Origin of the sequence: Micromonospora sp. FIMYZ51 (assembly GCF_038246755.1) — a bacterium.
In the GTDB taxonomy this organism is placed as follows: Bacteria; Actinomycetota; Actinomycetes; order Mycobacteriales; family Micromonosporaceae; genus Micromonospora.
The window spans coordinates 587,391-606,065 of the sequence record NZ_CP134706.1 but is presented as its reverse complement, the minus strand read 5'-3'; the positions used below and the strand labels follow the sequence as shown (position 1 = coordinate 606,065).

General features: G+C 71.8%; 14 protein-coding genes. 6 read left to right on the top strand and 8 right to left on the bottom strand.

Annotated features, from left to right (window positions below):
• Positions 1 to 66: 66 nt before the first annotated feature.
• The 4 genes from QQG74_RS02940 to QQG74_RS02925 all read right to left on the bottom strand — a co-directional run bounded on the left by QQG74_RS02940 (position 67) and on the right by QQG74_RS02925 (position 7,941).
• Positions 67 to 2,343 (bottom strand): TOMM precursor leader peptide-binding protein, encoded by a 2,277-nt coding sequence (locus QQG74_RS02940; RefSeq protein ID WP_341718749.1) that lies wholly within the window; start codon positions 2,341 to 2,343, stop codon positions 67 to 69.
• 207 nt (positions 2,344 to 2,550) lie between these two features.
• Positions 2,551 to 3,585, bottom strand: coding sequence for a hypothetical protein (locus QQG74_RS02935; RefSeq protein WP_341718748.1), 1,035 nt, complete (start codon positions 3,583 to 3,585; stop codon positions 2,551 to 2,553).
• Between the two features lie 138 nt (positions 3,586 to 3,723).
• Positions 3,724 to 6,597 (bottom strand): AAA family ATPase, encoded by a 2,874-nt coding sequence (locus tag QQG74_RS02930; protein WP_341718747.1) that lies wholly within the window; start codon positions 6,595 to 6,597, stop codon positions 3,724 to 3,726.
• 534 nt (positions 6,598 to 7,131) lie between these two features.
• Positions 7,132 to 7,941 (bottom strand): SAM-dependent methyltransferase, encoded by an 810-nt coding sequence (locus QQG74_RS02925; RefSeq protein WP_341718746.1) that lies wholly within the window; start codon positions 7,939 to 7,941, stop codon positions 7,132 to 7,134.
• Between the two features lie 137 nt (positions 7,942 to 8,078).
• Between QQG74_RS02925 and QQG74_RS02920 the strand changes: the two genes are divergently transcribed.
• From QQG74_RS02920 to QQG74_RS02905, 4 genes are all read left to right on the top strand, one after another.
• Positions 8,079 to 8,627 (top strand): DUF5872 domain-containing protein, encoded by a 549-nt coding sequence (locus tag QQG74_RS02920; protein WP_341718745.1) that lies wholly within the window; start codon positions 8,079 to 8,081, stop codon positions 8,625 to 8,627.
• A gap of 123 nt (positions 8,628 to 8,750) precedes the next feature.
• The gene (locus QQG74_RS02915; RefSeq protein WP_341718744.1) at positions 8,751 to 9,740 is read left to right on the top strand and encodes a GlxA family transcriptional regulator; all 990 of its coding nucleotides are present in this window, start codon (positions 8,751 to 8,753) and stop codon (positions 9,738 to 9,740) included.
• Positions 9,733 to 10,533, top strand: coding sequence for a DJ-1/PfpI family protein (locus tag QQG74_RS02910; protein WP_341718743.1), 801 nt, complete (start codon positions 9,733 to 9,735; stop codon positions 10,531 to 10,533). The genes QQG74_RS02915 and QQG74_RS02910 overlap by 8 nt, the downstream gene beginning before the upstream one ends.
• 94 nt (positions 10,534 to 10,627) lie before the next feature.
• Positions 10,628 to 11,407, top strand: coding sequence for a fused MFS/spermidine synthase (locus QQG74_RS02905; RefSeq protein WP_341718742.1), 780 nt, complete (start codon positions 10,628 to 10,630; stop codon positions 11,405 to 11,407).
• 155 nt (positions 11,408 to 11,562) lie between these two features.
• Here the strand turns inward: QQG74_RS02905 and QQG74_RS02900 are convergent, their stop codons facing one another.
• Positions 11,563 to 12,339: an IclR family transcriptional regulator gene (locus QQG74_RS02900; RefSeq protein ID WP_341718741.1), complete on the bottom strand. Its 777-nt coding sequence runs from the start codon at positions 12,337 to 12,339 to the stop codon at positions 11,563 to 11,565.
• A 53-nt stretch (positions 12,340 to 12,392) separates the two neighbouring features.
• On the opposite strand from QQG74_RS02900, the gene eda reads away from it, so the two are divergent.
• Both eda and QQG74_RS02890 read left to right on the top strand, forming a co-directional pair.
• Complete coding sequence (eda, locus tag QQG74_RS02895; RefSeq protein WP_341718740.1) at positions 12,393 to 13,049, top strand: bifunctional 4-hydroxy-2-oxoglutarate aldolase/2-dehydro-3-deoxy-phosphogluconate aldolase; 657 nt, start codon at positions 12,393 to 12,395, stop codon at positions 13,047 to 13,049.
• A gap of 6 nt (positions 13,050 to 13,055) precedes the next feature.
• On the top strand, positions 13,056 to 14,156 hold the full coding sequence (locus QQG74_RS02890) for a sugar kinase (protein ID WP_341718739.1): 1,101 nt from the start codon (positions 13,056 to 13,058) through the stop codon (positions 14,154 to 14,156).
• Between the two features lie 28 nt (positions 14,157 to 14,184).
• On the opposite strand, the gene QQG74_RS02885 is transcribed toward QQG74_RS02890, so the two are convergent.
• The 3 genes from QQG74_RS02885 to QQG74_RS02875 form a co-directional block, all read right to left on the bottom strand.
• Entirely contained in the window at positions 14,185 to 15,396 is a 1,212-nt protein-coding gene (locus QQG74_RS02885; protein WP_341718738.1) for an ABC transporter substrate-binding protein, read from the bottom strand.
• On the bottom strand, positions 15,393 to 15,797 hold the full coding sequence (locus tag QQG74_RS02880; protein WP_341718737.1) for a roadblock/LC7 domain-containing protein: 405 nt from the start codon (positions 15,795 to 15,797) through the stop codon (positions 15,393 to 15,395). The genes QQG74_RS02885 and QQG74_RS02880 overlap by 4 nt, the downstream gene beginning before the upstream one ends.
• A 72-nt stretch (positions 15,798 to 15,869) precedes the next feature.
• Positions 15,870 to 18,488, bottom strand: a complete 2,619-nt coding sequence (locus QQG74_RS02875) for a nitrate- and nitrite sensing domain-containing protein (RefSeq protein ID WP_341718736.1) — start codon at positions 18,486 to 18,488, stop codon at positions 15,870 to 15,872.
• Positions 18,489 to 18,675: the final 187 nt, after the last annotated feature.

Here is an 18,675-nt window from a genome sequence, read left to right as displayed (position 1 = left end):
GGGTCCACCATGGTGGCCATCTGCACGTCCCTTCCACGTTCCCGGCGGACCGGGAGCACCGGTCAGCTAGAAGAAGACGTTCAGCGGATTTGCTGACGTCTCGTCGGTGGCCAGCGGGTCCCGGCCGAGGCGGGCCGGGACGTCCCACAGTCGGCCAGGGCCGAGCCGGCGCCAGAAGTGCCGCAGTCCCGGCACGACGACCTTCACCACCGCCAGGTCGATATCCGGACGGGACTGGTCGACGACGATCACTTCCAGCCCGGCCTGCTCCGCCAGGCGTACGCAGCGGCGCACATCGTCCCCGACGTCACCGGTGGTGAGCGCTTCGTGGTCTGCGGCGGTGCGCGGCGGCCGGGTCGGGTCCGGCCGGAGCCAGGGCTGGTCGGCCACCCGCACGGTGCCGAACCAACGTGCGGTGTCCGGATCGTCGGCGCCGTACCGGTTGCCCGCCGAGTTGGGCTCGCCGACGGCGGGCAGGAACTGGTTGACCTCGGTGAGCGCCCGGGTCAGCGCGACCCGCGCGTCCAGGTGTGCACCGAACCCGACCAGGACGTCCTCCGGCCCACCGTCGACCCGTCGGGACACCGCGGCGAACGCGGGTACGCCGAGGTCGGCGGTCAGGTCGAGGGCCCACAGCTCGCGGCCCAGGGCGGTGGCGTGATGGTCGACGCAGGCGGCGGTCCACGGGTCGGCGAACGAGGCGAGGTCCACCCCCGGCAGCCGGGAGCGGTGGTACCACCACAGCGCCACGCTGTCCCGCTCCACCAGTTCGCAGAAGCCCTGGACAATCGCCTCCGACCGGTTGCCGCCGGCCGCGCAGCCGTTCGAGTCGGCCGAGCACACCCCCAGCTCGGTCAGCTCCGGATGCCCGTACCAGCAGTGCACGGCGGGCAGCTCGCGCGGTGTCTGCCGGGTCAACGACCAGCCCGTGGTCCAGTCCAGCTCCACCTGGTCGCTCAGGGGGTACGGAATCCGGTGCAGGTGGCCCAGGTCGCGGTTGAGCCGGCTCCGGTCGGCGTACTGGCGTTCGGAGAACAGCAGCAGTTCCCGCAGGTGCACCGCGCGGTCCGGGCCGAGTTGCCGGTACGTCGCCCGGTGCACCGGGCGGTCGGCACGCCACACCCCGCAGTAGCGCTCCACTGCCTCCCCGATCGCGCTCATCCGGGCCTGGAGGTCGGTCCGGCCCTTGCCACCGCTCTGCCCACGCAGGTTGCGACGCAGGGCGGCGAGTTGCCGGGGCTGGGCGAAATTGTGGCCGGCGGAGTAGGTGTGCGTGACGCCGTTGTCGGTCTTCTCCAGTGCGGTCAGCCGGCTCACCACACCCAGGTACCGGCTGACGTGGTGGGCGAGTGCGGCGTACGCCTCGGCGGGTGCCCGGGTGCGGGATTCCCCGGCCCGGCTGGGTTGGGTGCCGCTCGGTGGCAGGTCGATCCGGGGCTCGGCCTTGCGGACGAGGTCCGGGTCGCCGCAGGCGGGGCACTGCGGCTGGCGTACCAGTTGGTGGCCCTCCAGGCTCAGGTCCCGGGTGTCGAGCGCGACCATCCGGCCGGTGAGCCGGGGCGACGTGCCCCGCACGGCGAGCACGGCGAGTTCGGTGGCGAGCAGCCCGGCAGCCATGGTGGCCAGTCCGGGCAGGACCGCCCGACCGGGCTGCGGCAACGGACCGGCCAGGCCCTGTCCGCCGAGATAGGCGTTCACCTGCTCGTTCTCTTGCCAGCGTTGCCGCAGGCAGGCCCAGCAGCCGGTGCGGCCGGGCACCAGGTGCGGCCCGAGGAAGACGACGTTGCCGTGCGGCCGGGCGAGTGTCCATGCGCGGCCGGCGGCCAGGTGCCGGTCGTTGATCTGGGCCAGCCGGGGATCCAGCATCGACCCCGGCAGCACCAGCACCTGGGCGTCGTCCGGGCCGGGGTCGGGCGCGTCCGGGCCGACCACCGTCGCGGCGATCCCGAGGGCGCGCAGCGCGTCGGCGGTCTCGGCCACCCGAGGCGCCCCGAGGTCCACGATTGTCACCTCACCACCGGCCATCCACCGCTGCCCGACGTCGGGCGGCACCCCCCGGGCGTCCCAGCCGGCCGCCTCGGCCGGCGAGGTGTGCGCCGGACCGGACACCAGCAGACCGTGGTCGCGCAGTCGGGCGAGCGCGGCGGCGACGGCGGTGACCGGATGCCGGACGGCCAGCCGGGCCACCACGTCGGCCAGCGGCGCGGCACCGTCGAGGTGGTCGGCCAACTCGGCGGCGACCGGGTCGTCCACGAGCAGGCTGCGGGTCTCGCCCAGCACGACGAGCGGACCGTCGGGCAGCCGCACCGGCAGGTAGTCCGATCGGAAGCGCGGACGCCACATGGTTTCTCCGATCCTGGTGGCCGGAGCGCGGCACCGCCGGCCCTGCCCTGATCAGGGCTGCCACCATCGTCGCGGTCCAGCGGGTCCGATCCCGAGAGATGCCATCGGTTTCTGCCGTCAGCGGCCCCACCGGCCGTCGACGGCCTCGCGGGCCGTAAGCGACCCCACCGGCCGTCGGTGGCCTCGCGGGCCGTAAGCGGGCTTGGGTCAGCTTGCGGTGACGGTAAGCGCGGTGTCGTTGAGCCCCAACACGCTGGTGCCGACGGTCTGCGCCGGTACCAGCAACAGGAACGTCTCCACCCGGGTGACCCGGATGGTCTTGCCGCGCACGGCCGTGCGATGGCCGGTGGCGATCAGGTCCGGTCTCTGCGGCACCATCCGGACCGTCGCCGGGCCGCCGGGTGCCGGCCGCAGCGTGTCGGTGGCGTGAATCGTCAGGAAGGTAAGCGTGCCGGTCGGCAGCGTGACCGCGCAGTCCGACCACTCGGCCCGGTCCAGCGTCCGCTGCACCTGCGCGCCGACTTCGGCGAGTTGTTGCCCGTAGACCTCCCAACCGCCGGCGAACTGGCCGTCGAGCAGCGGGCTCGACTCGACCACGGAGCGGTTGCCGGTCGTCGAGCCGATGCTGCGGGCGAACACCTCGGCGGCGACGGCTTTGCGGCTGGTCTCGTCCAGGGCGGCACCGCCGGACGTGGTGGGTTGGCTGCCGATGCTCCGGGCCGTCACCAGGGCCGGCTGGATGATCTGGACGTTGTGGCTGAGCTTCCACTGGCCGTCGGTGTCGAGCACGAACTGACTGACGTCGGTGGGGGCCAGCTCCGACCCGGCCAGCCGCAGGGTGGCCGTGGCGAGGAAGCAGGTCGCTTCGCCGGCCGGCACCGCGAAGACCGGGTTGATGTGCTGGAACGACGGTTGTGGACGCTTGTGGTAGGCGGCCCGGCGGACCGCGGCGATGCTGAGGTCGAGCGCGGGTGGGATCTCCTGGGTACGCAGCGCCTCGACGTCACCGGCGACGGAGGCTGCCGAGTCGGCCTGGTCGAAGGCGGTGAGCACCAGCGCGGCACGGTCCGGCCCGAAGGCGGCGGACTCGACCGGCGCCGGGGCAGCCGCGTCCACCGGCTCGCCACCGCAGCCGGCCAGGAGGAGCAACGCCACCACGGCGGCGAACGGCGTCGCCGGTACCGGACCGGCGACGGCGCGCGGGCTCCTGACAGCTCTTCTGCCCAGCATCTCGTCCTCCATCCACCACCGCGCACGGGCCTCGCACCCGGTGGATTCGAGTATGTGAGCGCCGGTCGGACCGCGCCGGTGACGGTGCGGCCTCGTGCTGCCCGGCCCGGCGGCGTTGCACCTAACGACGTCAACCGGCCCGGGTCGTTTTCATCGATCGGTGTCATCGAGCCGGGAAACCCAGGCGACCAGAGCCGATCGGGAGGCGACGCCGGCTTTGCGGTAGATCCGGGTCAGGTGGGCCTCCACGGTGCGGGGGCTGATGTTCAGCTGCCGCCCGATCAGCCGGCTGGTGTCCCCGGTCGCCGCGAGCCGCGCGATGTGCCACTCCCGGTCGGTCAGGGCGGCGGCCTCGCGCGGGCCGACCGGACGGGCCAGCCGCAGCGCGACCCGTTCCGTCCCGCACCATTCGGCCAGCTCCAGCGCCCGCCGGCGGGCCCGCTCCGCCGGGCCGCTCCGGTCCGCGGCTTCGGCCGCCCTCGCCAGGGCGGCCAGCGCCAGGCTGCGCCGCAACACCATTCCGCCGGTGCGGAACAGGTCGGCCGCGGTCTCCAGGTGGACCAACGCCGCCGCGACCTCACCGCGGGCGAGCAGCACTTCGCCGTACGCCGACTCGGCGCAGCCCCGCTGCCCGGGAAGGCCGATCTGGTCCGCGTCGGCCATGGCCAGCCGCGCCTGCCGTTCCGCGTCGGCCACCTCGCCCGAGGCGAGCGCGGCGGCGCAGAGCAGCCCGTACCACATTGGCCGGAGGGTGCTCTGGAGGCGGCTCAGCCGGCTGTCGCCGCCGGCTGAGCGCAGCAGTTCGGCACAGGTCTGTGGATCACCGGCCAGCAGCGCGGTGGTGGCAAGTGCGGTCGCGGCGGTACGACCGCACCAGGTGGCGAGGTCGGTGGCGATCTCGACGGCGCTGCGGGCCAGCGCCACCGCCCGGGCGTCGTCCCGGGGGCGACCGCGCCAGGCCGTCGCCTCCGCCTCGAACGCCAGGGCGAAGCTCAGCAGATCGGGACTGCCGATGCGCCGGGCGACGATGCCCGCCTCGGTGGCCAGGTCGATGGCTGTGGTCAGCTGACCGTGGTGGTAGGCCACCTGACTGCGGCTGAGCAGCAGCTGACACAGCCCGTCGTCGCGGTGCGCGGCCCGGACGAGGGCGAGTCCCCGGTCGAGGTGCCGAACCGCGTCGGTCTGCCGCTCCAGATACAGCTCGGTCAAGCCGAGCGCGGTCAGGCAGTCGGGGTGGTCTCGCACGTCCCGGTCCGGCAGCGAGTCGACGATCCGGACGCCGGCAGCGAGCAGGTGCCGGGCGTCGTCGAGCGCGCCGTCGGTCACGGCGGCCAGGCTGCGGACGGCAAGGAGGCCGGCGCGGTCCACGCCGGAGCCGCCGAGGTCGGTGCTGAGCACGTCCGGCAGGCCGACCATGGGACGGCCGGCGAGGATGCCGGCGGCGCCGATCTCGGTGGCCAGTTGGTAGCCGCCGGGACCGGCCGGGACGGCGGCCAGCTCGCGCCGACTGATCGCCGCCGCCTCCGCGTAGTTGCCGAGCAGGCGTTCCACCCGCGCCCAGAGAGCCACCGCCCGGGCACGCCGCCCGTCCGGATCGGCGGTGAGCAGCGGCACGATGTCCTGGAGCAGGGCTCTGCTCTCGGCCAGGTCACCCGTTTCCCCGGTGATCTGGGCCAGTGCGAACGACACGTCCAGACGACGCTGCGTCGGCCCGGTGGTGGACCGGAGCGCCCGCAACGCCAGCCGCAACCAGCGGATGGCCAGTTCCGGTGTTTCCCGGCGGGCTTCCTGCGCGGCCCGGCAGAGCACGTCGACGCCGCGTTCGACCCAGCGGCCGTCCGGCAGGGCGAGCAGGCGTTCCGCGTGGCGGGCCCGGACCGCGGGTGGAGCGCCCTGCTCGACCAGCGCGGTGAGCGCCCTCGGATAGGCCGTCATCCGCCACGCCGGGTCGGTGTCCTGGGTGACCGCCATCCGCAGCACCGGGTGCCGGAAGGTGAACCGTCCCGTGCCCGGGACCCGACGGAACAGGTCACGCCGGGCCAACCGCCAGCCGGCCTCGACCGCCGATGTCGTCGGCACCTGTGCGATCTCGGCGAGCAGGTCGGCGGTGAAGGGCGCGTCGACGATCGCACCGGCTCGCAGGCAGGCAACGTCAACGGGTGGCAGGTCTGTCCACTCGCGTCGGAGCACGGCCACCACCGCGTCGGAGAGCCGGGCGGCCTGTGGTTCGCGGATCGCCGCGCCACCGCACAGCAGCGGGCTGTCTGGCAGTGCCGCCAGGTAGCCGGGATTGCCGCCGGTCAGGTCGTACCGGGCGCGCAGTTCTGCCTCGGTGGCGCAGGGGCCCAGTAGCGCGGCCTCGTCGAGGCTCAGCGGACGGAGTTCGATCCGATCATGCGCCCTCGGCTGCGCAGCGGCACCTTCGTCGGGATCCGGTGGACCGAACGGCATCGGCGTCGCGGTCTGCCGGGGACGGTAGACGAGTACGAGCAGCAGCGGAGCCGGCACCGGATACCGCAACAGGTGGGCGATCAATCCGGTGGAGGAGGAATCCGCCCAGTGCAGATCGTCGAGGACCAGCACCAGGCCGTCCCGGGCGGCCAGACCGATAAGCCGGCGGGCCAGTTGGTAGGTGCGGAACCGTCGGGCGTCCGACGCCCGGCCCGTCGGCGGTGGGGCGCTGGCGGACTCCGCCCAGATCTCGGCGGCCGTCCCGCCGGATCGCTCGGCAAGTTCGCATCGGGGTGGCCGCCCCCCGGCGAAGGCGTGCCGGAAGACGTGGAAGGGGACTCCTCGCTCGTCCGGCGTACAGGTCCCGACGGCCCAGGGGACGGTGGAAAGGCCCTGTGCCAGGGCTTCCCGGACGAACCGGGTCTTGCCGATGCCCGGCTCCCCGACCACCTCGCAGACCATCTGCCTGCCGTGGCTCAGCACGGCCGCCCGGGCTCTACCGATTCGCGCCAACTGTGCTCGCCGCCCGACAAAGCGCAGGCCCGTTGACGCATTTTCCAGCCCAGGGGTCATGAACAGATCAGCCGCTTTCCGGCACAACTGAGGGGGATTGATCGCACTATACCTAAGCATCGTCGAGTGTCAAAGGGCCCGTCACGACCAGCTCCCATTTTGGGCAGGCCAAGTAGCAAGGTCTAGTTTTCACCTCCCAGCACAACCCGCAGAAAGGGACCGGTCAGCAAAGGACGGAACGATATCCCTGAAACTCGGTAAATCACCCTCGGTCGCAAGCTAAGGAACATTGACCAGGTCGCGACGGCTGGGGATGCCGCCGGACAGGCGTCGGGCCCATCGTGATGACCCTTCGACGCGCGAATCCTGGACAGTCGGGCGATGGCCGCGCCCACCCCGATCTCAGTAGGCTCAGGAAGGTCTGTGCCCAATTAACCGAGGCGGCCATATCGCCGGCTCGCCTTCGCCATGGCAAGCTTTCGCCGACGCCCAATAAACGAGCACATCGGCATTCCCAGTGCGACCAGCAGATCGCCCCGAATAGGAAAGCCTCAGGTCGCCGACTTATGCAAACGCCGCCGGCCGGTCCGCAGGTCAGGGCTTGCGAGCGATCCCGCAGTAGCCGTCCACGCTGGCCGTCGGCCGGTGCTCCGGACGCCATTGGCCCAGTGGTACGACACCCGGCTCGACCAGGTCGAGGCCGGCGAAGAACGCGGTGAAGTCGGCGACCTCACGCAGGTGGTACGGCAGGGCACCGCTCTGGTTGTACTGCCGATGCGACTCGATCGCCCGCTCGCTTGTCGCCGTACCGTCGGACATCGCCAGGTAGCTGCCGGATGGCAGCGCCGAGACCAGGGCCTCGACCAGGTCTCGTGCCTCGGCCGGGTGCTCGACATGGCCCATCACGCCCAACAACATCAACCCGATCGGCTCGCGGAAGTCAAGCGTCTCGCGAGCACCCTGGATGATCTTCTCCGAGTCGCGCAGGTCGGCGTCGATGTACTGGGTGGCGCCCTGCTCGCTGCTGGTGAGCAGCACCCGGGCATGCGCGAGAACCATCGGATCGTTGTCCACGTAGACGACCCGTGCCTGCGGCACGATCCGCTGGGCGACCTCGTGGGTGTTGTCCGCCGTGGGCAGGCCGGTGCCGACGTCGAGAAACTGGCGGATTCCCACCTCTGCGGCCAGATACGTCACCGCTCGACCGAGGAACGCCCGCGAGTATCGTGCCGCCTCGACGATTTCCGGGAAGACCGCTCGTACCTGGTCACCCGCTGCCCGGTCCGGGGCGAAGTTGTCCTTACCGCCGAGCCAGTAGTTCCATACCCGCGCCGAGTGCGGCACTGTCGTGTCCAGCCTGGAGAACCGATCCTCCACTGGCTCTTCACGTCGAACCTGCGCCATGTCCGCCTCCCCCGACGAGCTGTGCGGCGTCGAGGCCGTAGCCTAGCGGCGCGGCGGCACGCACGTGGTACCGCAGGCGGCGTAACCGTGGTGCGACGCCGGTGCGTAGGTCGCGCCACCGCGGGTACGCAGCGCGCATGGCGCAGTACACAAATCCCGAGCTGCGGGAAAAGCTCAAGGCAGAAATCATGGCCTCCGACCGGGGCGGGCGGCCGGGACAGTGGTCGGCGCGCAAGTCACAGCTGCTCACGAAGGAATACCAGAAGCGCGGCGGCGGCTATCAGGGCCCAAAGGACGAGCGCCAGAAATCCCTGCAACGCTGGGGTGGGCAGAAATGGCAGAACAGGCAGGGCACCACCCGGGCTCGGCACGACGGCGAAACCGATCGGTACCTCCCCGAGCAAGCCTGGCACCAGCTTTCCCCCGAGCAACAACGCGCGACCGACGCCAAGAAGCGCAAGGAGTCGAAGTCCGGCAAGCAGTACGTCGCAAACACCGAGCCGGCCCGACGCGCACGCCGCAACGCCGCAGCCGTGCCGCTCACGGAGCTGCCGGTCGCCGAGGCCACCCGACACGTCCGCGACCTCGACACCGGTCAGCTGAGAGCGGCGCTACGCGCCGAACGCGCCGGTAAGGGCCGCAAGACACTCATCCAACGGTTGCAGTCGGCACTCGACGGCCGCTGACCGGCCACCGTCGTCGCCGGGCCACCAGTCGTCCGGCGATCGACCGAGGTTCCCGCCGACCATGGCCGGTTCTGTGGGCTGGCCGTCGTTGCCGTGGCCGAGGCGCCAAAAAATAATCGCTGCATGAGTGCTGAGGCTCCTTGTGACGGCCCTCGGGAGGTGGTCATTGCCGCCGCCGATGGCGCGGTGCTGCTGGACGTCGCCGGGCCGTTGCAGGTCTTCGCGCTCGCGGCAAAGTGCGGCGGCTCCTACCGGGTCCGACTGGCGTCACCCGACGGCCGTCCGGTGCACACCCGGGAGGGGGTGCAACTCGGCGTCGACACCGCCCTGGACGCGGTGACCGGCCCGGTGCACCTGTTGCTGGTCGCCGGGTGCGACCCGGCACCGACAGGCACCGCGTTGGTGCCGCTCGCCCAGGCCGTACGCCGGATACGCGAGCGGTGCACGGTGCTGGCATCGGTGTGCATCGGCGCGTTCGTGCTGGCCGAGGCCGGTTTGCTCGACGGTCGGCGGGCGACCACCCACTGGGCCTTCTGCCGGGAGCTGGCCAGGCGGTACCCGCAGATCACCGTCGAGTCCGACGGGATGTACGTGCGCGACGGCGACCTCTACACCGCCGCCGGAGTCACCGCTGGCATCGACCTCGCCCTGGCCCTGGTGGAGCGCGACCATGACGGCGCGCTCGCCCGGCAGGTCGCCAAGTGGCTGGTGGTCTTCCTGCAACGGCCGGCCGGCCAGTCGCAGCTGTCGGTACGCGGGCGGGCCCGGTCGACCCGTCAGGCGGCACTGCGGATGGTCCTCGACACGGTCGCCGAGCAACCGCACGCGGATCATTCGCTGGCGGCGATGGCCGCCCGCGCGGCGGTGAGTCCACGTCACCTGTCCCGCTTGTTCAGCGACGTGCTCGGCACCACGCCCGGCCAGTACGTCCAACGGATCCGCGTCGAGGCCGCCCAGCAGCTCCTCGAAGCCGGCGACGACCCCGTCGAGGTGGTGGCCAAGCGGTGCGGCTTCCACAGCGTCGAAACCATGCGGCAGGCGTTTCATCGGGTCATCGGGATGGCCCCGACCACCTATCGCGACCAGTTCCAGAAAGGGACGTTCCATGCCTGACAACAACCCGAACCGACGGCAGCTGCTGACCATCGGGGCGGCGCTCGCCGCGTCCGGATTCGCCGTGGGCAGCGCCAGCCCCGCCTCGGCCCACCGCCCGGCACCGGCGGGTGGTGAACAGCCGCTCGACATCGCGTTCCTGGTCTTCAACGGGCTCGTGCCACTCGACCTGGTCGGCCCGTTAGGTGTCCTCGGTGCCACCCAACGGGCGGGCGGCCCGCCGGCCCGGCTGCACTTCGTCGGCCCGGACCTCACGCCGATACCCGGTGGCGAAGGAATGCAGTGGGTACCGACCGCCACCTACGCCACGCTCCCCCGGCCCGACGTGCTCGTCGTGCCGGGACCGGGGCTGCCGAGCGTCCTGATGCAGGATCGACCGATCCTGGACTACATCCGGACGGCACATCGACACACCCGCATCACGTTCGGCATCTGCACCGGCGTACTGCTGATGGCCGCCGCCGGCATCCTGCGGGGTCGCTCGGCCACCACCTACTGGGCGTTCGCCGACGAGTTGCCCCTGTCCGGAGCGCGCTTCAAGCGGCGGCGCTGGGTGGTCGACGGGCGGATCATCACCAGCGCCGGTGTCAGCGCCGGAATGGACGCCGCGCTGGTGGTGGCCGCGCGCCTGTGGGGTGAACGGGCCGCCGGCCGGGGGCAGGCATTCCTGGAGTACGACCCCGAACCGCCGTTCGACTACGGTCAGGTCGAGAATCTGCCGGACGCGGACCAGGAGCAGCTCTGGAAGCTGTTCCAGGCGGAGCGCGATCGGGTCCGCGAGGTGCTCACCTGAGAACCAGCCCGGGCGCTGCTGATGCCGAACCGCCTGGCCCGGTTGCCTCAGGATCCGGGCCGGGCGGGTCAGCGCCTGGTTAGCCTGCCTGGTCATGGAGGCATCCGACCGGCTCGAACTGGCCGTCGACCCGAGCCGGCCCACCGGGCGTACGCTCCTGGCCGGCGGCGTAGAGCAGTCCTACGTGGACCTTGCCGACCCCAGGTACCTGCACTTCGAGTACGTCCGCCGGATGGCCGCCGTGGTCGACCTCGCCGCACCGACCGGCGACCCGCTGGACGTGCTGCATCTCGGCGGCGGCGCGCTGACGCTACCGCGCTACGTCGCCGCGACCCGGCCCGGCTCGACGCAGCTTGTCGTCGAGCGGGATCCGGCCGTGGTGGCACTTGTGGCGCGCGAACTGCCGGCCCTGCCGGCCGGGGTCGAGGTGCAGGTCACCGACGCACGGGAGGCCGTTGCCGACGCCCCCGCCGACACGTACGACCTGGTGCTCGCCGACATCTACCGGGCGGCTCGGATGCCGCCGCACGTGGCCACCGTGTCGTTTGCCGCCGAGGTCGCCCGGGTGCTCCGGCCCGACGGCATCTACCTGGTCAACGTCACCGACCTGCCGCCCCTGGTGGTCACCCGGGTGCAGGTGGCCACCCTGCGGGCGGTCTTCGCCGACGTGTGTGTCGTCGCCGACCGGCGGATGCTGCGCGGCCGGCGGTACGGCAATGTGGTGCTCGCCGCCGCGCTATGCCCGGATCGGCTGCCGGTGGCGCGGCTGGCTGCGCGGGCCCGACGCGATCCGCTGCCCGGCGGGGTGCTGCACGGGGCGGCGCTCGACACGTTCGTCGCCGGGGCTCAACCACGCATCGAAACCGACCGTTGACACGGCAGGCGCCACTGGACCCGCAGATGCGCTTCATCGGCCTGTCACTCGGCCCCGGCGAGACGATCACCCTCGACGCCCACGCCACCGCGGTCCTCTCCTACTGAGGCCATCGGTCGTCGTACGGGTCGGGGCCTGGCTCGGGTCCCGGCCCGTCAGGTCGGCGTGAGCAGCCCGCGTGCGGCGCGTACCTGGTCGACCGAGCGGCGCAGCGATTGCACCACCCGCTCTTCGAGTTGCCCGTCGAGTCGGGCGACCGGTATCGAGAGACTTATCGCGTCCACCGCCGGTGCGTGCAGTGGTACCGCCACCGCGAAACACACGATGCCCTCGGTGTTCTCCTCGTGGTCGACGGCGTACCCCCGTTCGCGGCTGGCCGCGAGATCGGCGTGCAGGGCCGCGAGGTCGGTGATGGTGTGCCGGGTCAGTGCCGTGGGCAGCGCCCCCACCAACTCGTCGACCACCTCGTCGGCGCGTTCGGCGAGCAGGGCCTTGCCCAGCGCGGTGGCGTGTGCCGGCAGGCGTCGGCCGATGGCGCTGTACAGCCGGAGCGGATGCCTGGACTCCCGCTTGGCGGTGTAGACCACGTGCGCCCCGTCCAGCCGGCCGAGGTGAACGGTCTCGCCGAACTGCCGGGACAGGTCGTCGAGTACGCCGGTCAGCAGCCCGACCGCGTCGTCGGTGTCCAGGTACGCGGCGCCGACCTGAAGGGCCCGTACCCCCAGCCCGAACCGGGTGCCGGTGTCGTCGGCCTCCACCCAGCCGCGCTGGATCATCGTGCGCAGGATGCCGTGCAGGCTGCTCTTCGGGATGCCAAGGGTGCGGGCCAGGTCGCCGAGGGAACGCCGGCCACCGGAGGCGGCGAGCATCTCCAGCACCTCCAGCGTGCGCCCGGCCGACTTGACCGGCTGGAACCCCTCGGCGGATGTCATGGCGTCACTGTAGCGGGATTGACATCGCCGGAATCAGCAGTAGGGTCACATATGTGACTGCCGTTCATCCTTCTGAACAGCCCGCTGGCGTCTCGGAGACCCTGCCCGCGGGGCGGATCCTTCCGGTCGTCGTGCTCGACGACGCCCGCGCCGCCGCTCCCCTCGCCGCCGCGCTGACCGCAGGTGGCCTGCGCAGCGTCGAGGTGACCTTCCGCACCGACGCCGCCGCCGACGCCATCCGCGCCATGTCCGAAGACCCCGACCTGCTCGTCGGGGCCGGCACCGTGCTGACCCCGGGCCAGGTGGACGAGGCCGTCGCGGCCGGTGCCCGGTTCATCGTCTGCCCCGGCTTCAGCCCGCTCGTGGTGGCCCACTGCCAGCAGGTGGGCATCCCCGTCTTTCCGGGTGCCGCCACCGCCACGGAGATCCAGATGGCCGTCGACGCGGGCCTCGACACCGTCAAGTTCTTCCCTGCCGAGCAACTCGGCGGAGCCACGATGATCAAGGCGTTGGCCGCGCCCTTCCGGTCCGTCCGGTTCATCCCCACCGGTGGCGTCAACACCGGCAACCTGCGCGACTACCTGGCCCTGCCCGCCGTCCTCGCCGTCGGCGGGACGTGGATGGTCGCTCCTGACCTGCTCACCGAGGGCCGGTGGGACGACGTGACCAGACTGACCGCCGCCGCCGTGACCGCCGCCCGGGAGAGCTGATCCGCGATGCCACTTCTCGACCTGCGCCCCGCCGACCAGTGCCGGTACGACCTCGTCTCGCTCGGTGAGGTGATGCTCCGGCTCGACCCGGGCGAAGGGCGGGTACGCACCGCCCGTAACTTCCGCGCCTGGGAAGGCGGCGGGGAATACAACGTCGCCCGCGGCCTGCGCCGCTGCTTCGGGCTGCGTACCGCCATCGTCACCGCGTTCGCCGACAACGAGGTAGGGCGGCTGCTGGAGGACCTGATCCTCCAGGGTGGGGTGGACACTTCCTTCATCAGCTGGCTGCCCTACGACGGCATCGGGCGCAGCGTCCGCAACGGCCTGAACTTCACCGAGCGCGGATTCGGCGTACGCGGCGCCGTCGGCACCTCGGACCGGGGCCACACCGCCGCCAGCCAGCTCCGCGCCGGTGACGTCGACTGGGATCACCTCTTCGGCGACCTCGGGGTGCGCTGGCTGCACACCGGCGGCATCTACGCCGCGCTCTCGGAGACCACGCCGGAGACCATCGAGGCCGCCATGATCGCGGCCCGCCGGCACGGCACGGTCATCTCGTACGACCTCAACTACCGGCCCAGCCTCTGGAAGGCGGTCGGTGGGCAGGCTCGCGCCCAGGAGGTCAACCGGCGCCTAGCCCGGTACGTCGATGTCATGATCGGCAACGAGGAGGACTTCACCGCCTGCCTCGGCTTCGAGGTGCCGGACACCGACGCCAGCCTCGCCGAACTGGAGGTGACGAACTTCCGGCGCATGATCGAGGAGGTCACCCGGGAGTTCCAGAACTTCCGGGTGGTGGCCACCACGCTGCGCACGGTACGCACCGCCACCGTCAACGACTGGGGTGCCATCGCCTGGGGCGGCGGCGAGTTCGTCGAGGCGACCCACCGCCCCGGCCTGGAGATCATGGACCGGGTGGGCGGTGGGGACAGCTTCGCCTCCGGCCTGGTCTACGGCCTGCTGGAAAAGGGCGACCTGGCCGTCGCCGTCGAGTACGGTGCCGCCCACGGCGCGCTGGCCATGACCACCCCCGGCGACACCTCGATGGCCGACCGCAGGGAGGTCGAGGCCCTGATGCGTGGCGCCGGAGCACGGGTGCAACGCTGACCGGCCACCACCGGCGGCACTGCGACGGTCAGCCGCCGAGCGTGGCCAGTTCCGAGACGACGACGTTGGTCAGGGCCCGGCCGTCCCGGCGGACCTGACGCAGATACCACTTCTGGATCGGCGCGTGCGTCGACTTCGCGAACTGCCACGGCCCGCGTGGGCTGTTGAGCTGCCCGAGCCCGCCGATCGCGGTGTTGATCGCCTCCGGGCTCGGGTTGGTGCCGGCGGCGGCGATCGCCCGGTCCAGCACGGCCGCCGCGTCGTACGACGCCATCACCACCGAGGTGGGCACCCGGCCCGGGTACGCCGCGTTCCAGGCGGCCACGAACTCCCGGTTCGCCGCGTTGTCGAGGTCGGGCGAGTAGTTCAGGCCGTTGTAGATGCCCTCCGCCGCGTCGCCCTGCTCGGGCAGGCTCGCCGGTTCGGTCACGAAGCCCGCCGCATAGAGCGGCAGGTGGGACACCTCCGACGCGGCGTACTGCTTGACGAAGGTGATGGCGTTCTGGGCGTCGAAGAAGCAGTAGATCGCGTCCGCACCGGACTCGGCGATCTCCTTCAGGTACGGGCCGAAGTCCTCGGTGACCGGGAACGGGCTGAAGACGGCGTCACCGGTCGGGTTGGCCAGCCGGCCACCCAACTCGGTGAAGGTCTCCACGAACCCGCGCAGTTCGTCCCGACCGCTCTGGAAATCCGGTCCGATGGCGTACACCTTGCCCCGCTTGACCTGCTGCTTCACGAAGGGTGCCATGGCCACGCCCGGCTCGACGGAGATCAGGTTGGTGTGCCAGACGTACGTGACGTCGGTAAGCGCCGGTCGCCCCAGCCCGCCGATGAACGGCACCTTGTGCTCGTTGATGAGCGGCTGGATCGCGGCGACGCTGCCGCCGTTGATGATGCCGGTGATCGCCGACACCTTCTCCTGTTCCAGCAGCTTCGTGGCGGACTCGACGGCCACCTTGGGGTCGTATCCCTCGTCGCCGACGACCATCTCGGCCGGGTGTCCGCCGAGCCGGCCGCCGTGCATGTCCAGGTAGAGCTGGAATCCGTCGCGCAGCTCGGAGCCGGGCGCTTGGAGGGAGCCCTCCAGCACGGTGAGCATCCCGATCCGGATCGTCTGAAGCTCCGCCGCCGAATCGCCGTCGCAGCCGGCGACACCGAACGCCAGCACCCCGGCAAGGGAGGCGGCGACCAGCCGCCGCGCGACGGAGCCGGCACGTCGGGCCGGGCGGGCGGCGGTCACAGCATCCCCAGCAGGTGGGAGCGCACCGCCGGGGTGAGCGCCTCACCCATCCGGTTCGCCAGGTCGGTCATCTCGTACGAGACCTGACCCACGTCGCAGGCGGGTGAGGCCAGCACGAGCAGCGATGCGCCGTCGCTGAACGCCATGCAGAACATGAATCCCCCCTCCATCTGGGTCACGTTTGAGATCACCGAGCCGGCTTGGAAGAACCGGGCGGCTCCGATCAGCAGCGCGATCAGGCCGCTACCGGTGGCAGCGAGCTGGTCCGCCCGGTCCCGGGGCAGGCTGTGGTTGTGCGCCAGGACCAGTCCGTCGGTTGAGATGGCGAGGGCGTGGCTGACCTCGGGAGTACGGGCGACGAAGTTCTGCAGCAGCCAGCTCAGGTCGTTCGGGCTTGTCACGGCGTTGCTCCAGGGTGAGGGGGAGTCAGGGGTGGGGTGAGGTGGGGTGAGGTGAGGTGAGGTGGGTGATCGTCAGGAGGCGGCGGGGGCTCGCCGGCCGGCAACGCCCTTGGCGTATGCCGACATGGCCGCCGCGACAGCGGCCGGATCGAGCTTGCGCGGGACGTTGGCATCCGGCTGCCGGGCGTCCGGGATCAGGTGCGACTGCGGTACCCGACGCGGCAGTCCGCCCTGGGTGGGCAGCGACGACCCGGCCTGCGGCGGCGACGATCCGGCCTGCGGCGGCGGCGATCCGGCCTGCGGGGGCGGCAGCTCCGCCTGCGGGGACGGCGGTCCGGCCTGCGGGTAGGCCAGCTCCACCTGGGGCGACGAGGGTCCGGCCTGCGGTGCCGAGGGCCCGGCCTGGGGCGGGAACGGTCCGGTCTGAATGGGCAGGGCCATCGTGGCGGCCGCCCACCGCTCACCGGGATCGGTCGGCCAGGTGACCGCCACCGAGTCGCCATCCATCGTGGTCTTGAACCACCCGTTCACCGTGCGGCGATCCGACGCTGCCGTACTGGTCACGGTTGCCGGCTGGAACAGCGGTGCCGGTGCCGGGCGTGCGGGAGCGGCCGGCGCGGAGCGGGCCGCAGTGGTGCCCGCTGGTGCCGCCATCCGTCCGGCGGCGAGTGCGGAGCTGGCGGGACGGGCGCCAGCAATGGGCGCCGGTGCCGGCGCGGCACTCACCAGCTCCGGCTGCTGGACCGGTCGGCGCACGACGATCGACGCCGGCATGACGATCTCGGCCACCGTGCCGCCGGTCGGTCCGGGACGCAGCTCGACCGAGACACCGTGCCGGCTGGCGAGCCGGGCGACCACGGTGAGACCCATCGCGCGTACGCCCGCCACCTCGATCGAGGCCGGGTTGGCCAGCCCGGCGTTGAGCTGTTGGTACCGCTGGGCGGAGAGCCCGACGCCCTGGTCCACCACCTGCACGATGGCCCGGTCGGAGAGCGCGTGCCCGGTGACCAGCACCTCGGTCTCCGGCGGAGAGTATCCGGTCGCGTTGTCCAACAGCTCGGCGAGCAGGTGCACGATCTCGTCCACAGCGGGACCGGCGATGCACAGCTCCCGGTCCACAGTGCCCATCCGGACCCGGGTGTAGTGCTCGATCTGGGACAGCGCCGCCTGGGTCACGTGGTCCAGCGGCACCGGCTCCTGGCGTACCCGGGAGATGCCGGAACCGCCGAGCACCAGCAGGCTCTGGTTGATCCGGGCCATCCGGGTGGCGAGGTGGTCCAGCTGGTACAGCTGCTGGAGCCGCTCCGGGTCGGCCTCGTCGCGCTCGACCAGGTCGACCTGGGCGAGCATCGCGTCGACCAGGCGCTGCTCGCGCCGGGACAGGTGGACGAAGATCTCGGCGATGTTGGCCCGCATCACCGCCTGCTCACCGGCGATCCGGACCGCCTCCCGGTGCAGCGCCCGGGTCGCGGTCGCCACCTCGGCGATCTCGTCGGCGCCGGTGATCCGGAACTCGGCCACGGAGCGGTCGGCCACCTCGTCCGGCCGCACGCTGCCGGGCGGAGCCGCGTTGAGATCACGGACCACGGCGGGCAGTCGGTCGTACGCCACCTTGGTCACCGTGTTGCGCAGGGATCGCAGCCGGCGGGTGATCCGCCGGGCCACCACACCGGTGAGTACGGCGGTGATCGCCAGTACGACGAGGATGCCGACGCTTTGCAGCACCGCGTTGCGGAGCAGCTGGGCCCGCTCGGCCGCCACCCGGTCGGCGACTGCGGCGTCCACCTCGCCCTGGATCTGGAACATCCGGCCGATCCAGCCGTCGGTGGCCTCGACCCAGGCGTTCGCATCGACCACAAGCCGTTCGCCGGGCAGCGTCCGACCCACCTGGTCCTGGAGCCGCTGCGCGGCGACCACCTGCTGGTCGGTACCGATCTGCTCCCAGCCCGCCACCCAACCCGGCTCGGCGAGGGCCAGGAACGCGTTGCTGGCCTCGGCGAACCGGGCCTGGGCGCCGACACTCTCCTGCTGCCCGGCCGGGGTCACCTCACCGCCGGCCAGGCTGCGCAGCACGATGACCTGGAGCTGCCCGATCGCCTCGCCCGCCTCCGACACCGCCACCGCGGCCCGGACGTCGTCGGCGATCCGGTTCGAGGTGTCGGTGGCCACGGACGCCCGGAAGGTGAGCAGGTCGGCGATGAGGATGCGGTAGCTGAAGGCGATCGCGGAGAGCGTGGCACGGGGGCTGGAGCGCACCTGTTCCCGTACCGTGCTCAGCGCGGTCAGCCCGGCGTCGATCCGCTGTAGGGCGGGGACCGAGGTCTCCACCTCCGCCCGCCGCCGCTCGAACTCGGCGATCTCGGCGTCCGTGCGTGCCACCTGCTCGTCGAAGGTGGCGCTGGCGGTCTGGCTCTGCGTGGTCAGCTCGACCGCAGCGGTCACCCGCTCGGCCTGAAGAGCCCGGGCCAGCGCGCCGGCCTGGGTGGAGAGCGTGACCATGTCGTGTACGGTGCCCGCGTTCAGCACCTGCCGGACCGTGCCCTGCAAGGCCAGGCCGGCGAATCCGACGACGGCGATCAGTGGCACCGTGACCAGCAATCGCAGCAGACGGACAATGCTGCCCCGGGCCAGCCAACCCTGACGCGCTTCGCCATGTTTGCGCACCGCACCCGCCGCTACCGCACGTTTCACCGGCCTGCTCCGCCCCCTTGCGTCATCGACGTTGATCGCGGCAGGACCCGACGGGCGTGTCGGGTACATGGTGGAGTGTGGGTAAACCGCCCCCACGTCGAAGCGCATTCCTACCATGAGGGGGATGCCGAGCGCAGGATCATGATCCGGCTTCCGGAAGGTGATTGGCGGATCGGACGAGACTTGA

Coding starts and splice junctions, on each gene's coding strand:
- QQG74_RS02940 (WP_341718749.1), bottom strand. CDS start 2,343: ATGTGGCGTCCGCGCTTCCGATCGGACTACCTGCCGGTGCGGCTGCCC.
- QQG74_RS02905 (WP_341718742.1), top strand. CDS start 10,628: ATGGAGGCATCCGACCGGCTCGAACTGGCCGTCGACCCGAGCCGGCCC.
- QQG74_RS02890 (WP_341718739.1), top strand. CDS start 13,056: ATGCCACTTCTCGACCTGCGCCCCGCCGACCAGTGCCGGTACGACCTC.
- QQG74_RS02930 (WP_341718747.1), bottom strand. CDS start 6,597: ATGACCCCTGGGCTGGAAAATGCGTCAACGGGCCTGCGCTTTGTCGGG.
- QQG74_RS02925 (WP_341718746.1), bottom strand. CDS start 7,941: ATGGCGCAGGTTCGACGTGAAGAGCCAGTGGAGGATCGGTTCTCCAGG.
- QQG74_RS02900 (WP_341718741.1), bottom strand. CDS start 12,339: ATGACATCCGCCGAGGGGTTCCAGCCGGTCAAGTCGGCCGGGCGCACG.
- QQG74_RS02910 (WP_341718743.1), top strand. CDS start 9,733: ATGCCTGACAACAACCCGAACCGACGGCAGCTGCTGACCATCGGGGCG.
- QQG74_RS02935 (WP_341718748.1), bottom strand. CDS start 3,585: ATGGAGGACGAGATGCTGGGCAGAAGAGCTGTCAGGAGCCCGCGCGCC.
- QQG74_RS02920 (WP_341718745.1), top strand. CDS start 8,079: ATGGCGCAGTACACAAATCCCGAGCTGCGGGAAAAGCTCAAGGCAGAA.
- QQG74_RS02915 (WP_341718744.1), top strand. CDS start 8,751: ATGAGTGCTGAGGCTCCTTGTGACGGCCCTCGGGAGGTGGTCATTGCC.